Origin of the sequence: Marinobacterium litorale DSM 23545 (assembly GCF_000428985.1) — a bacterium.
In the GTDB taxonomy this organism is placed as follows: domain Bacteria; phylum Pseudomonadota; class Gammaproteobacteria; order Pseudomonadales; family Balneatricaceae; genus Marinobacterium_D; species Marinobacterium_D litorale.
This window is the reverse complement of sequence record NZ_AUAZ01000025.1, coordinates 45,003-59,454: the sequence shown is the minus strand read 5'-3', so window position 1 is coordinate 59,454 and position 14,452 is coordinate 45,003. Positions and strand designations below refer to the sequence as shown.

18 protein-coding genes are annotated in these 14,452 nt (G+C 55.5%); 6 read left to right on the top strand and 12 right to left on the bottom strand.

From position 1 onward, the window contains the following. On the bottom strand, positions 1 to 267 hold a 267-nt coding region (locus tag G403_RS0116680), incomplete at its 3' end, for a helix-turn-helix domain-containing protein (protein ID WP_027854830.1). A gap of 416 nt (positions 268 to 683) precedes the next feature. Here G403_RS0116680 and G403_RS23730 point away from each other — a divergent pair. Further along, complete coding sequence (locus G403_RS23730; protein WP_084404083.1) at positions 684 to 1,028, top strand: SemiSWEET family sugar transporter; 345 nt, start codon at positions 684 to 686, stop codon at positions 1,026 to 1,028. 26 nt (positions 1,029 to 1,054) lie between these two features. On the opposite strand, the gene G403_RS0116670 is transcribed toward G403_RS23730, so the two are convergent. Next, positions 1,055 to 1,945, bottom strand: a complete 891-nt coding sequence (locus G403_RS0116670) for a DMT family transporter (RefSeq protein ID WP_027854991.1) — start codon at positions 1,943 to 1,945, stop codon at positions 1,055 to 1,057. Positions 1,946 to 2,111: 166 nt separating this feature from the next. On the opposite strand from G403_RS0116670, the gene gap reads away from it, so the two are divergent. The 3 genes from gap to G403_RS0116655 all read left to right on the top strand — a co-directional run bounded on the left by gap (position 2,112) and on the right by G403_RS0116655 (position 6,222). Continuing rightward, on the top strand, positions 2,112 to 3,122 hold the full coding sequence (gene gap, locus G403_RS0116665; protein ID WP_027854990.1) for a type I glyceraldehyde-3-phosphate dehydrogenase: 1,011 nt from the start codon (positions 2,112 to 2,114) through the stop codon (positions 3,120 to 3,122). A gap of 156 nt (positions 3,123 to 3,278) precedes the next feature. Next, complete coding sequence (locus tag G403_RS24635; RefSeq protein ID WP_051299176.1) at positions 3,279 to 5,135, top strand: diguanylate cyclase domain-containing protein; 1,857 nt, start codon at positions 3,279 to 3,281, stop codon at positions 5,133 to 5,135. A gap of 16 nt (positions 5,136 to 5,151) precedes the next feature. Next, a complete protein-coding gene (locus G403_RS0116655; RefSeq protein WP_027854989.1) occupies positions 5,152 to 6,222 on the top strand; it encodes a zinc-binding metallopeptidase family protein in 1,071 nt (356 codons plus the stop codon). On the opposite strand, the gene G403_RS23720 is transcribed toward G403_RS0116655, so the two are convergent. Continuing rightward, a complete protein-coding gene (locus G403_RS23720) occupies positions 6,204 to 7,121 on the bottom strand; it encodes a LysR family transcriptional regulator (RefSeq protein ID WP_051299174.1) in 918 nt (305 codons plus the stop codon). The genes G403_RS0116655 and G403_RS23720 overlap by 19 nt on opposite strands. Positions 7,122 to 7,273: 152 nt before the next feature. Here G403_RS23720 and G403_RS0116645 point away from each other — a divergent pair, with 152 nt between their 5' ends. Together G403_RS0116645 and G403_RS0116640 are read left to right on the top strand one after the other, a co-directional pair. Then, positions 7,274 to 7,492: a DUF1127 domain-containing protein gene (locus tag G403_RS0116645; RefSeq protein ID WP_027854988.1), complete on the top strand. Its 219-nt coding sequence runs from the start codon at positions 7,274 to 7,276 to the stop codon at positions 7,490 to 7,492. Between the two features lie 71 nt (positions 7,493 to 7,563). Then, positions 7,564 to 8,055, top strand: coding sequence for an NUDIX domain-containing protein (locus G403_RS0116640; protein ID WP_027854987.1), 492 nt, complete (start codon positions 7,564 to 7,566; stop codon positions 8,053 to 8,055). Here G403_RS0116640 and G403_RS0116635 read toward each other — a convergent pair. The 9 genes from G403_RS0116635 to G403_RS0116595 all read right to left on the bottom strand — a co-directional run bounded on the left by G403_RS0116635 (position 8,030) and on the right by G403_RS0116595 (position 14,244). Continuing rightward, positions 8,030 to 9,955 carry an FUSC family protein gene (locus G403_RS0116635; protein WP_027854986.1) on the bottom strand — a complete coding sequence of 642 codons (1,926 nt, stop codon included), beginning with the start codon at positions 9,953 to 9,955 and terminating at the stop codon, positions 8,030 to 8,032. The genes G403_RS0116640 and G403_RS0116635 overlap by 26 nt on opposite strands. Before the next feature lie 140 nt (positions 9,956 to 10,095). Next, complete coding sequence (locus tag G403_RS25045; RefSeq protein ID WP_084404081.1) at positions 10,096 to 10,251, bottom strand: entericidin A/B family lipoprotein; 156 nt, start codon at positions 10,249 to 10,251, stop codon at positions 10,096 to 10,098. Between the two features lie 74 nt (positions 10,252 to 10,325). After that, entirely contained in the window at positions 10,326 to 10,472 is a 147-nt protein-coding gene (locus G403_RS25040; protein ID WP_211232707.1) for an entericidin A/B family lipoprotein, read from the bottom strand. A gap of 70 nt (positions 10,473 to 10,542) precedes the next feature. Beyond that, on the bottom strand, positions 10,543 to 11,460 hold the full coding sequence (locus tag G403_RS0116620; RefSeq protein ID WP_027854985.1) for a sensor domain-containing diguanylate cyclase: 918 nt from the start codon (positions 11,458 to 11,460) through the stop codon (positions 10,543 to 10,545). 91 nt (positions 11,461 to 11,551) lie between these two features. After that, complete coding sequence (locus G403_RS0116615) at positions 11,552 to 12,358, bottom strand: hypothetical protein (protein ID WP_211232706.1); 807 nt, start codon at positions 12,356 to 12,358, stop codon at positions 11,552 to 11,554. 67 nt (positions 12,359 to 12,425) lie between these two features. Beyond that, positions 12,426 to 12,758 carry a DMT family transporter gene (locus tag G403_RS0116610; RefSeq protein ID WP_027854983.1) on the bottom strand — a complete coding sequence of 111 codons (333 nt, stop codon included), beginning with the start codon at positions 12,756 to 12,758 and terminating at the stop codon, positions 12,426 to 12,428. Between the two features lie 123 nt (positions 12,759 to 12,881). Further along, positions 12,882 to 13,220: a zinc ribbon domain-containing protein YjdM gene (locus G403_RS0116605; RefSeq protein ID WP_027854982.1), complete on the bottom strand. Its 339-nt coding sequence runs from the start codon at positions 13,218 to 13,220 to the stop codon at positions 12,882 to 12,884. A gap of 163 nt (positions 13,221 to 13,383) precedes the next feature. Then, complete coding sequence (locus tag G403_RS0116600) at positions 13,384 to 13,725, bottom strand: hypothetical protein (protein WP_027854981.1); 342 nt, start codon at positions 13,723 to 13,725, stop codon at positions 13,384 to 13,386. Positions 13,726 to 13,809: 84 nt separating this feature from the next. Next, the gene (locus G403_RS0116595; RefSeq protein WP_245578382.1) at positions 13,810 to 14,244 is read right to left on the bottom strand and encodes a class I SAM-dependent methyltransferase; all 435 of its coding nucleotides are present in this window, start codon (positions 14,242 to 14,244) and stop codon (positions 13,810 to 13,812) included. Between the last annotated feature and the right edge of the window lie 208 nt (positions 14,245 to 14,452).

Sequence of the window (14,452 nt, the reverse complement as noted above, 5' to 3'; positions counted from 1 at the left end):
CGGCGTAAAGGTCGTTATCCAGATATACAGCTCCCGGATCTGAGCACCGCTCAGTTTCTTGGGACGACCGGAAATCTGCTTGGCCTTGAGCGCGTCAAAGCCACCCTCGCGGTAGGCAGCCAGCCATTCATAGATTCGTGCTCGGCTCATCCCCAGCGCTTTGATGACGACTTCTGGACTCTCGCCATCCATGACCCGTTGAACGGCGCGAACGCGAATGGCTTCTAATGTTTTGTGATCAAGTTTACGACCGTCATCGTGGCGCATGTGTGTAAATATCCGATAAGCTTGGCGAACGGAGCCTACATTATAAATGATGTTCGCTTACTTTCGAACCCATTAGTATCTGCTTCTTTTAAATAGAGAAATTCTCTACAAGTTCGATCAGATTAAACTTACGATACAAACCAAATTAACAATAAAACTTAGCACTGCTAAGTTAATGAAAACTATTAAATTTTTTTACCCAAAAAACGATAGAAAACCATTGAATCCCGCCCTGCCGCTCAATAGAATGCGCGCCATTACAACAACAGCTCTGGCAGTACAGCCCGTACCGTCAGGTCTGTCAGCTTCCTGCTGACACCTTTCTGGCTATTCCAGTTTAAACCCCGAACCAGGCACCGCTCCTCTGGCGAGCGGGTATGTTTTATTGTCTTTTATTGATTGAATGAGGCTGGCTGATGGAAGCTACCACCTTCGTTGGAATCTTTGCTGCTATCTGTACCACAAGTGCATTTGTACCTCAGGTGGTTCAGATTCTCCGCACGGGAAACGTGGACGGGATATCACTGTTGATGTACTCAATTTTCACGGTGGGGGTCGCTTCCTGGCTGGGTTATGGGATCATCATGCAGGATCTGCCGATGCTGCTGGCCAATATGATTACGCTGGCACTGGCATTGAGCGTCCTGGGGCTGACCCTGTTCAAACGCCGCCAGAACCGCAAAATCGCCAACGTGGTGGAGCTTGAAACTGCCACCCCAACAGAGGCTTGCAACAACGAATCCGTTTTGAAAGCAGCTTGAGCCCCCTCAGCGGTGAGCCCACCGGCTCACCGCGTCTCGCGCATGGAACGCATCCAGTACCGAACCGCAGGCCAGCGGTTAACCAGCATCGCCGCAAAAATCAGGGCACATCCACTCACTTGCAACAGAGTCATATTCTCCCCTAGCCACCAAACCGCCAGCAATGCCGCCCAGACCGGCTCCAGCGTCATGATAATCGCGCCGTGGCTGGCCGGAGCCATCCCCTGAGCACGCGTTTGGATGGAAAAGCGCAGCGTTGTGGCAAGAAGGACGCTGGCCGCAAACCACCCCCAAATTGACCAGGGCTGGTCGAAACTCCAGGTTTCAGTAAAGGCTGAGGCCGTGAACGTAATTACCCCGGCCATTAAAAGCTGAATCGCCGTCAGTGGCAGCGTTGGCAGACGCGTCGATGCACGGCCATTGAGAATAAAGAAAAGCGCCATGAAAAACGCCGCTGCCAGAAAACAGAGCTCGCCGGCACCAATCACGAATTCACTATCCAGCGAGAGACAGGCCAACCCGGCTACAACAAAGGGAAGCGAAAAGAACACCCAACGATGGGGCTTTTCCCCGAAAAGCGGCCCTAACAGGGGGACAATAACGATACCCAGGCTGAACAGAAAAGCACCGACGCTGATATAGTTGGCCAGGTGCAGGCCAAGCACCCAGAAAATCATGATGCAGCCAAAAAAGAGGCCAACGGGAAACGCCGTTCGCCACTGAGCCCGCGTGAGGCGGGTCAATGATCGGCTGTCCATCGCCACCAGAATCAAACCGGAAGCCGTAAACCTCAGGCCCATAAACAGCAACGGGGTCAACCCAGCAAGAGACTCTTTCGAAAAGATCCAGCCAGCGCCGGCCAGCAGTGTGGTCAGCAGCAGCAAAAGGTCCGCCTTAACAGGGTTCGACAGGGGCATACGGGGCGCTCATACAGTTTCGGGCTGCAAACTATGACTGATTTTGTATCTAGATCAAAGGGATGGCGCTCGTTTTTGCAAATCTGCAACGGTCTTACTGACACCTTTTGTAAAACCAGCTTTACTAAGGATAGAAATCAACGTCCGAAGGAAAAGGAGCAAGCCGATGAGCAAAGTCAGAATCGCCATCAACGGTATGGGCCGGATTGGCCGCAATATGGTCCGGGCGCTCTACGAGGGGGGCTATAGCGATCAGATCGAAGTGGTGGCTATCAACGACCTCGGTGACGTGAACATCAACGCCCATCTGCTCAAATATGATACGGCCCACGGTCGTTTCGGTGCCGATGTCAGTGTCGAGGACGACTGTCTGGTTATCAACGGCGACCGTATTCGGGACTTCACGGAACGCGACCCCTCCAAACTTCCCTGGGGCGAGCTGGGTATCGATGTGGTCTGCGAATGCACCGGCCAGTTTAACAGCCGCGACAAAGCCGCCGTTCATCTGAATGCCGGAGCAGATAAGGTTCTGTTATCGGCGCCCGGAAAGGATGTGGATGCGACCATCGTCTTTGGCATTAACAGCGAAGTGCTGAAACCCGAACACCGCATCGTCTCCAACGCTTCGTGCACCACCAACTGCCTCGCGCCTGTGGCCAAGCCACTGAACGATAGCATCGGCATCAGCCATGGTCTGATGACCACAATCCACGCCTATACCAACGATCAGCGTCTGAGCGATGTTTACCACTCCGACCTCTATCGAGCCCGGTCGGCCACCCACTCCATGATACCCACCAAAACCGGGGCTGCCGCCGCTGTCGGACTGGTACTGCCGGAGCTTAACGGTAAACTCGACGGGCTTGCCGTGCGCGTCCCTACGATCAACGTCTCCATGGTCGATCTGACGTTCACCGCCAAACGCCCGACCAGTATTGAAGAGGTGAACGGTATCATGAGCCAAGCGGCGGCCGGGCCGTTAAGCGGTATTCTCGAGGTCAACGAACTGCCTCTGGTATCGATCGATTTCAATCACAATCCCGCTTCCTCGATCTTTGACGCCAACCATACCCGAGTGAACGGCGACCTGGTTAAGGTCATGGCCTGGTACGATAACGAATGGGGCTTCTCCAACCGTATGCTGGATAATGTCATCGCCCTGGCCCGGTGCAAGTAGCCTGAAACTACGCGGGCCTGGCCTGGATCAAGAATTGGGACTCTTGCGATGTACCCTGTTAAATTAGCGCTCCATAATACAGTTATCGATGGACAGGTTAGACAAATTCGCAGGTCATCGATGCAGTAACGGCCCCGGCCGTCAAGGAGCGAGACTGTGAAAGACTGGGATATCGAGCGAAGTCGGTTACGGGTAATGGCCCTCGCTGTTATCGGTATTCTTATCACCGGCGCCGTAGTCGGGCTGGGTACGGCGCTGCCCCATTACGTCTCCATGCGTTCGAGTCTTGAACATCTCAATGCGGTGCATGTGCAAGCGCAACGCGAATCAGTCGATAACCTACTGGTCGGCTATGAAAATATCACCCGCCAGATGACCAGCCGGTCGGAGATCCGCAAACGGCTGGCCGCATTTGTGCGGGGAGAAATAACGCTTGAACAGGCATCGCAGTACAGCCAGCCCCGTCTATTTGACGCCTGGAGTAAAGCTCCGGACCTGGAGGCCGCTCAGCGCCTTGGGCCTCAAGGCGAAGTGATCGCCACGTTCGGCACCCCACCAGCACCGCCCCTCGAGCCGGGGCTGGCACTGAGAACCGCTGAGGATTCCGGCAAAGTATGGATAGAGGCCAGCGCCGCGATTCATGATCAGGAGACCGTTGTTGGCACCGATATCCTCTATTTTGATGCCGACGCCCTGGCCCAGAAATTAAGCGATAGCAAACGGTTTAATCGCGACACTCAACTTGCGCTTTACAGCGCCGACAATCAGCTCTATATGCTCAGCGCAGGGGGTGAACTCATGCCCTCGCCATTGCCAAACGACCTGGCCCGGTTGTTGGGCGACCTGCAACCCGGTGACGCCGGTCTGAAACAGCTGGGCGATGATAGCCGGGTGTTCTATCAACCCATCGCCGCTCTGCATAATACCTACTTGCTGGTAATCATCCCGAGCCGGGTCCTTTACGGCCCCGCGTCTCAGGACCTGACCTGGGTACTGGTCAGTATTCTCGTGATGATGGGCTTGGCGGCCCTCAGTGCCTATTGGGTGCTGAAACCCATGGTGGATCGGATTACTCGCCAATCCCGGCAGATCGAAACCGCCAATGCAGAAATGCTGCTGGCGGCAAGCGTATTTGAAAGCTCCCAGGAGGCGATGGTTGTCACCGATGAGCACTGCCGCATACTCAGGATCAACGACGCTTTCACCGACGTCACCGGATATGAGTCAGGCCCCGTAACCGGCAAAAACCTGTCGGACTTACTCAGCCGCAGGCAGTCTCCAACCTCGCTGATGGCAACAATTTGGGATACCCTCGACCGGGAAGATGTCTGGCAGGGAGAGATCTGGTATCGCTGTGCCGACAGTTCCGCATTGCCGGCCCTGCAAACGATCAGCGCCGTCCGCGATGACCGCAAACGCATCACCCGCCTGATCCATATTTTCAACGACATCAGCGACCACAAAGCGAGCCAGGAACGGCTGGAGAAGCTGGCGCACTACGACCCGCTGACAAGCCTGCGTAACAGGGCTACCGTCCTTCATGAGATCGACAACAGCATCCAGAGATCCAAGGAGCACTCACGCCAATCACTGGCACTTCTGTTTATTGATCTGGACAAATTCAAGCAGGTCAATGATACGCTGGGACACAGCGTTGGCGATGAAGTGCTTAAAGCGGTGGCTCGGCGACTGTCCAATACCGTTCGGCAAAAAGATCTGACTGGGCGGCTCGGCGGCGATGAGTTCGTCGTTTTGCTTGATGTACCGGATACGAAGCGATACGCGGTGCAGATTGGCGAAAAGATCGTCCATGCGTTGTGTGAACCGTTTAGGGTCGCCGACCACGAAATCCATATCGGTGCTTCTTTGGGCATCGCGCTGTTCCCGGATGATGCCGGCTGTGCCAGCGACTTGATTGAACAGGCGGACCGCGCCATGTATAACGCCAAACGACGGGGTGGCAACACCGTGGCTCAAACCAGCGACCACGAATACCCCTCAACGCTAAACTAGGTTACTGGAGATTCGATTGAAACTGTTCAGTTGTACCGCCTGCGGGCATCTGGCGTATTTCGAAAACACACGCTGTACTCATTGCGGCAAAACCCTGGGCTTCTTGCCGGGGCAGCTACGCCTGGTTGCCCTGGAGCCCGATAACAACCTGTGGCGTATCAGCCATAGCGATGATCCTCGCCGCTGGCGGACGTGCCAGAACCAGCTTCAGCACAACGTCTGCAACTGGATGCTGGACTCGGAGGAGAACGATGCCTTCTGCCTGGCCTGTCGACTCAACCGTACAATCCCGGATCTCAGTATCGCCGGTAACTTACAGCTCTGGCGCAAGCTGGAAACAGAGAAGCGCCGCCTGGTCTACTCCCTGCTCCGTTTGAATCTGAAAATTCAACCGCTGGGCGAATCACCCGAGGGACTCGCGTTCGATTTTCTGGCAGACCAACCCACGTTCAACGAACGCGGCCGTGTCCTGACTGGTCATGCTCAGGGCGTTATCACTCTCAATATCTCCGAGGCTGATCCGGTATTGAGAGAAAAGATGCGCTCTGAGATGGCCGAACCCTACCGCACGGTTTTAGGCCACTTTCGCCACGAGTCCGGCCACTTTTACTGGGACCGGCTGATCAGGGACAGTAACGCCCTGGAGTCATGGCGTTCACTCTTCGGTGACGAACGTCTGGATTACAGCCAAGCGCTTAACAACCACTACACTCAGGGCCCACCCGGCGATTGGCCCGAGCGCTTTGTCAGCGCCTATGCCGCAAGCCACCCGTGGGAAGACTGGGCCGAGACCTGGGCTCACTTTCTACATATCGTGGACACACTGGAAACGGCTCACCAGTTCGGGCTGCGCACGGCACCACCCAATGGCGATGAGGAAAACCTGAGCCTGGATGAGCCTTTGAATGCCTATCATGAACCGGACTTCAATAAAGTGTTCGACCATTGGCTGGCACTCACCATCGCCCTGAACAGCCTGAACCGCAGCATGGGACATGACCACGCCTACCCGTTCGTGCTGACCGAGACAATCAAACAGAAACTGGCATTTGTGCATGCCCAGGTCCGTTACGCCGGTAGCGAGTGAACCACCGCTTTAGAGGCCCGGTTGACCTCCCATAACCCGAGTGTTGCATCGATCAGCGCCGCCAATGCAGGTTCATCGCGGCGCTGTTTACGCAGTACCAGATTGAGGGATACGTCAGGCACCTGCCCCTCCCAAACAACACCATAGCCCTCCTTGCACGCCCTGTCCGCATCCGCGGCTTTAACCAGGGACAAACCGACACCCGATCGGATAAGAGCACGGATCGCATCCTCGTTGTCACACCAGACGATCTCCGTAGGCGGCTGTTCACCGGTCTCAAACAGCTGCTCAAACAGCAGAAAAAACGGACAGCTCGGTGTGGTGTAAACCCAGGGTAGACGCGCCAACTCAGACAACGAACGCCCCCGGATACGATCCACCCAGTCGCTCGGCCCCACAACCCGCATGGGTACCTGAGCCAGATGAAACTGCGTCATATCGTCAGCCCGGCAGGGACCGAACATAAACCCCGCATCCAACTGATCATCACGCAGCTCACGCAGCACCGTGGCGCTGCTGCTTTGCAGAAAATGGGACACCAGTGCCGGGTACTGCTGAGAAATCAACCGGTACAGCTCACCCAACCGCAGATAATCGTAGTCAGTGTGCATTCCGATACGAAGCTCACCAATCAGCTCGTTCTGGAGCGATTGCGCCTGACGCTTAATCTGATCGGCAGCGTCCAGCGTAACCCGCGCCTGCTGATACAACTTGCGACCGGCCGGCGTAAGCAGCATTCCCTTTGAATTACGCACAAACAGCTGTATGCCCAGCGCCTCTTCCAGCGCTTTGATCTGTCCACTGATGGCCGGCTGGCTGGTGTACAATGCCTCGGAAGCCCGGGTCAAATTACCCTCGTCCGCCACTTTGACGAAGGTCTTCAGCTGGTATAGCTCCATCTCCCCCTCCTGAATCGCTCACTGAGACCATTAAACCACACACAATCCGATTGGGCTTATCGGAATCGCTGAAGGCTGCCTTTCAAAAATACGATTGGATCGAATATCGGCGCTCACCCTAGCCTGTGCCTACAGTCACAGGAGGAAGGATCATGAAATCGCTGGCAGTCACTCGGATCGTCCACGACCGGAAAAGCGCGGTACGCGCCTATGATCTCTGGCCGCGGGTACGCAAGACACTCTGGCTCTGGTATCAGCGCTATCGGCAGCGCCGCCAGCTCGCCCGGCTCGCACCGGAAATGCTGAAAGATATCGGCATAAGCCGAAGCGATGCGCTGCAGGAGTCAAAAAAGCCGTTCTGGCAGCGATAAAGCCAGAGCACTGGCGTTGCAGCGCAGCATCTCCTAGTCTTTTACAAAAAGGAGACAGCCGGGGGGCTGGTATGGCAGAGGTAATTCCCCAGATTCGCAATGCAGTCAGGGCGTTGATCATCGAGGATGATCACGTCCTGCTGTTAAAGAAAGATGGTTACGAAACGGGGGGCGTGCGCTACGCGCTGCCGGGCGGTGGTCAGGACGCCGGTGAATGCCTGGAAGATACGCTGCAACGGGAGTGTCTGGAGGAGATAGGCACAGCGATCAGGATTGGCGATCTGATCGCCGTTGCCGACTTTCTGAAGCTGCGAGACACCACACCGGTGACTCGACGCCACGTCATGGAGTTCCTGTTCCTATGCCAGGTACCCGAATCCTACCGGGCGCGGAGCGGCCCAGAGCCCGATAAACACCAGGTGGACGTGGTCTGGATGCCGATGGACAACCTTCCGACAATCCAACTGTTCCCGCAGTACCTCTCCAGTTGCATCCCCAACTACCGCAACCCCGAGCGTCCGATCTATCTGGGGTGCTTCAAGGACGAGGGGTTCCCGGCTTGAACAGCGACATATTCTCCTCCATTGCCCGAGCCGCCAGATCCAGCTCAAGCGCAGCCAGGGGGTGAGAGTGTAGCCGCCGGGCGGCAACCTTAAGCGCGCGGGCCACTTTCACCGGGTCATGTTCAAGCCGGGCGATACGCCGCAATACCATTTTCAGCGCGCGCTGTTCAGCCAGATTCAGGTAAGGCAGAAGCGCGTGAACCTGTTCACAGACCAGCGATAGGCGCAGGACTCCCACGCCCCATTCTGCGGCCGGGAAGCGTCGGTCGCCTACCAGGTCTGACCAGCGAACCAGTAGCAGCATCCGGTTGTAAATCCGCTGCCGCCAGACTATCCGTGTTTTTGCATCCAGCGGTTTCTCGGCCATATCCTGAACCTCGTGCAGGATCAGGCGCCGCATCGTCTCAATCCGGGCTCGCGCATTGACCGGATACACAAAGCGATACCCCACCATGGCGATCAGCGGTGCGACCACCACCGCTGCACTGAGCAGCAATGAATGTGCAAAGTCATCAGACAACCCCGGTATCGGCTGCAGCAGAAGCAGCAGAACCATGTTGTAGTCAAAGCCCAACGTCGCTGTGCGCCGATGGCCCAGCACCAGAACGCCGATCAGGATAAACGGAACCATCAGCAACACGCGCCCGCCCGCCCCATCGGCCAGTGGCCAAACCAACCAATGGCACACAAGCGCGCCCGTCGCGCCAGCTACCTGCCCCAGAAAAACCGATCGCATCAATAATGCAGGGCTATCAAACGTCGAAAAGAGCGACGCCATAACCGAAGTTCCCAGCAGCATATAGCCACCCACTTCAGCCTGAGTATAGACCCAGACCAACCCGACGCTGACCATTAGCGTCATTGCCCGCAGCGCCGCCTGCCGCGCGCCGACCCAGTCACGATGGAGAATCAGCTTGCTGGACCCTCTGACCGTTTCCGTGGATTGCGAGTCAATCAACACCCGCTGAAGGTTGGCCTTGAGCTCACGCAGTTTGGGCGTCAAATAGGAAAGCGATGCCAGGGTTTCGGACGTCAGGTTTATATGCTCAAGCTCGCGGTCCAACTCATCGAACCGCGCATTCGTCTCAAGCAACGTCGCGCAGCGCTCAAGCGCATCTCGCATGCGCTCAACGGCATCTTCATCACCGGCTCTGCGCCGCCAGACCAGAACCGACACAATAGCGGGTACCAGCTGTCGAACCCGTTTGGCCCGGGCGTGATCCTGTGCTGAGCTGATCCCCCGCGTCTCAAGCCGAGCATCCAGCCGCGACAACCGCGATAACAGCTCATGACGATACTGTGCGAGCGAAGCCTCCTCGCCGCCTAACGCCTGTGATAAATGACGGAGAACCCCGGCAGTAATTGATCTGAGCTCGGTAAAACTCACCTTGTCGGTGTTGCGCTGCGCAAAATACCAGCTGATACCGATCGCAAGTACGACCCCAACCAGGGCCGTCAGCATGCGGTCTATGCCCAGATCGAGAATATGATCATGTTGCGAGGTATCGACCAACGCGACCAGCGATGCCGAGTAGCCGGCCAGGATCGAGCCGTAGGTTAAAAAGCTCTTGAACAGATGACCCGTGCAGACACAGAAGCCCACCCAGACGGTCAAGCCGACCACCAGCCAGGCGATCTGCCCCTGCGACAGATAAACAATCAGCACGCCCACCAGCGCGCCCAGGATCGTTCCGCCCAAACGCGCACCGGCTTTTGCCAGCAGTTCACCGCGGGTTGGCAGCGAGGCGGCCCATACCGTCATCCCCGCCCACTGGGGATGCTCCAGTCCCATGAGCCAGGCCACGATCACCGCAAGCGCGACGGTAAACCCGGTCCGCGCCAGGAAAGGCAAGCGCGCTGTATCAAATCCCAGCCGAGCAAGATTAGCCTGTTTAGTCACGATGGCGACTCACTCCGCAGGGGTTTCAACCGGCCTTCGACGCGATCCAACGCATCCATCACCTGAGTGATATCCGCATCGGACCGGAGGGGCGATATTGACTAAGAAGGAACGAGATAACGAGGATAACGAGACAACAACTAGTTTTTGGCGTTGCGAGCCGCTTCACTGATTGCTTCGCCCGCTTTTTCAATATCCTTGCCCGCCCCCTCAATCGTGGCGCAGCCGACACCGAACAGACCGACGGCCAGAAAAAGAAGACTCCCCAGTACTCCTGAGCGCAGACGCTTTTCCATTTGGACTTGTTCTCCAAGACTACAAACTTTGGAGAATAATACCGCTGAACAGGACCGACCGCCACGAAACGACACTATTTAGCGTCTTCTGCAGCATCCTCTATGGCGTCACCGGCTTTTTCAATATCCTGACCCGCACCCTCAATCGTATTGCAGCCAGAGATTCCCAGTGAAATGACCATCACCAGAGAACTCAGTGCCGCCATCATTAACTTGCTCATCGCTCATCTCCCTGCTTCATACGTGATACAGAGAGCCTAGTTGATATCCGGGGCCCTAACCAGCCGCCGTTCAAGCAACAACCTGGTTGCGCCCCATACGCTTTGCCGAATAGAGGTTGTCGTCAGCCTGTTCAATCAGCTTCACCGACGCATCACCCTGATCCGGTATCTGAGTCGACACACCGATACTGATCGTCACCCGGTCATTGACCTTTGAAGCCGCATGATGCATGTCCAGCGACTCAATACGGGCACGGCACCGTTCGGCAATCTGCGCCGCAGCCGACGCATCGGTCTCAGGCAGCAGCATGACAAACTCTTCGCCGCCAAAACGACCGAAGAAGTCCGCCGGGCGCCCCGCCATCTTCTCCAGCTCACGCGCGACGCGGATCAGACAGTCATCGCCCTTGATATGACCGTAACAATCGTTGTAATCCTTGAAATGATCGATATCGAAAATGGCCAGAGAGACCGGCTGGCCATTGCGTTGCGCGCGCGCCCACTCTTTCTCCAGCGTCTGGTCGAACAGGCGTCGGTTCGAAACGCCGGTAAGGCCATCCTGGAAGGAAAGCGCCTCCAGCTGCCGATTCAAGCGAACCAGCTCGTCCTCCATCTGCTTACGCTCGGAGATATCGAATATAAAACCCACCAACTCCTTGGTTTTCCCGTCTTCACGGATGACATGGACCACATCGCGAACCCAGGTGTAACTGCCATCGGGCCGGATCGCCCGGTAATCGGCCTCGTGATCCTCCCCCTTCTCGCACAGCTGGATGCAGTAGTTGGCGGTACTTTCGCGTTCCTCGGCATGAAACCGGTCAATCCAGTCCTGAGCCGTTTTCCAACTCTCCTGGGTCCAGCCCAAAAGAGGCTCTATCTGGGGACCGATATATTCAAACTCTTTCGTCTCCCAGTTGATCCGCCAGGGAATCGCCTTGGTTGACTCCAGCAACGCCTTGTAAAAGTTCTCATCATCCGCCTTGGACATACCAGCTCCCGCCCTGAACAACGCACGCTTAAAAACAAACCGCTAAATTAGCACTCTATTCATAGCAAATGTCGCCTGTTCAATACAACGTTTAATCGACCGGTACCACGCCCTCAGCCATGCTCAGGGTGTCGCTGTTATAGACCAGTACGGTGTCCGCCTTTGCCAGCGCACCATCGGCGACGGTGATGCCATAATGCCCGACCAAGGTGCCATCGCCGTGGATCGTACCGGCCGGCGTATACAGCCCCATACCGTATGGAATTTTGAACGCCGTAAAGCAGAACGCTCCATCGTTCAGCGGTTTTCCGATCAGAATGTAGCCGTGACAATCGGGAGAGAGCGGAATATGGATATGGGGGAAGTCGTGAGTTTCAACAAATATTCCACCGCCACCATACTTTTGCATTAAGAAATCATCACGATAATCGGGACTGTAATCGTAATCCATCATCACAGTCTGATACTTCGGTGAACTGACCGCAAAATCAGCACCTGTCTCAAACAGAGTCAACCCGTAAAAGCGCACATTACTCGGGGTCGCGATGACACCCGGCACCTTGAATCCGGGGGGCACCAGTAGCGTCCCCATACTGCCAAAGGTGTTTGCAGAGCCGCCGTGAAACACCTCGATGCCCTGCTCCAGAGCGGCCTGGGCACTCAGCCAACGCGCATCCACCCGGGTATGGGGTGTATCCGGCGTTCCGGGGCTCAGGGTATCGGCGCTGCTCAAATCGAAATGCCAAACCGAAACACCTTTTTCCACGAATGCGATCTCGCGCCCTGTGGTCAGTACCGGATGGGATTTATCCGGCGCCTCACCTTCAACCGCATACCGGGTAATCCGGGCACTTTCCTCGATGGTGCGTTCCAGCAAACTCTTGTTATTGTCCGTCATCATCCTTTTCCTTTTCTCACCGCTTACGATGGAGTAAACCATCTATAGATTGCAGATAATCGTAAGATCAATGAACACCGGTCTTAGAAAACAGGTTCAGCGTCAGCACGCCGGTCAGAATCAATCCCATCCCGATGGCACCCGGCAGATCGATCTTCTGCTCATATACCAGCCAGGCTATTGCCGTTACCAGTACAACGCCCAGCCCGGACCAAACGGCATACGCCACACCCACAGGAATGGTCTTCAGTGTCAGAGCGAGAAAGTAGAAGGATAAGCCGTAGCCGACCACCACAACCACAGAGGGCCACAGCCGCGAAAAGCCATCGCTCGCCTTGAGCGATGTGGTCGCAACCACCTCTGCCGTGATAGCAATAACAAGAAACATCCAGCTTTTCATAGTGCTCCCGATTCTCCGTACCCGTTCGCTTCAACCCAGAGCAGACTACCACGGAAAGATCGAGAAAGGAGAGCGAGGCTGCACACCGGCAGCCTCACGAGAGGAGAAGCCTGAACCGAGCGATCAGGCCTTTTTAACAAACTCCGACTTCAACATCATAGGGCCAATACCGTCCACTTTGCAGTCGATATTGTGATCGCCATCCACCAGGCGATTAATACGCACCTTGGTGCCCACTTTAATGGTTGAAGAGGATCCCTTCACCTTGAGGTCCTTGATCAGCGTAACATTATCGCCATCGGCCAGCTGATTACCGTTGGCATCGCGTACGACAAAGCTATCTTCCTGCTCTACAGGCTCATTGGCTGCCCATTCATGACCGCAGGACGGACAGACATATAAGCCCTGATCTTCATAGGTATAGTCGGCAGCACATTGGGGACATGCAGGCATATCAGCCATGAGAATACTCCATCAAAAACACAAAAAGCCCGGAAACAACCGGGTAACGGGCGGCCATTTTACACTAAAAACCAACCTCACTCGGGTGAGCGGCGCTTTTTGTATCATCCCGTAACGCTCAATGGCGCTTCTGACCTGTTAAAGCCGATGCTCAACCAGCCCCTCAGCTCCCATCATTCAGAGCCTCGCACTCGGCGATCGGCTCATCACTCATCAGCTCACTGCAACTCGAAGAGAGGATACGGTCTTCGCATTTATCGAGCTGCTGGCCGGTCGCGCCGGGCAGACTGTATACCCGGTTCAGAGACTGACACATGCCATCAATCTGCGCCTGCATCATTTGCTGGATATTAGGTGGAATATCCTCGCCGGCCATTTCCTCCTTCATAACCTGAGTGATGCAAGCCTGAACCTTCTTACAGACGGCCTCTTCATCCCAGGCAACAGCGTCCATAGAAAACGCCAAAGGCGCCAAGAGTGCGACAAAACTGAGTTTTTCCTTCACGATATTCTCCCTGATAGTGTTCATTCTGGCGTATGGCACACAGCCTCAATACTGTTCCAATCCGGATCGATCACGAACGCGCCTTCAACCAGTTGGCGCGATGCCGCGTCTTAACTGATAGCGATAAACAGGCGACGTATACAGATCATCAATCTTGATGACATTGTCAGCCTCAAAAGATGGTAACGCAAAAAAATTACTGATTAAGAAGCCATCCCGGGATCGTTCTGCACTCAGCTTATGGGAAATCGCCCGCATATTTCCGGTATCTAGAAAGCATACAAAAACATCGGCGGCAGATAGGTCGGCCAGCAGAAAATTCCGTCTATAGATCACCAGGTTACCCAACCCCAGTACTCGTTTAACAACAACCGAAACCAACCATGGGAAGAAAGAAACCTCATACCCGACTATCTGTCGATTGGGGTATTTCTTTGCCAACCCGATTGCGAGGCCTCCCCAGCCACTGCCCAGCTCATACACCGGGCCGCTCCCTGTATCCGCAAGCAGCTCGGCCATTGCATTGCGGGCCTGCCTGGAACTTGGCATAGGCGATATCCCACATTTATAGGTACTCCAGACAATAGAGCCGCCTATAAGTAAGGTACCCACGACTAACGCGATCTCTACGATAAACAAAAGAACTCTCTCACCGGTGACTTAAAAACCGACAGCGCTAGCAGTTCCTGAGCTTTAGGTTTGAGGCCACTGCAGGCCAACTTCTCTG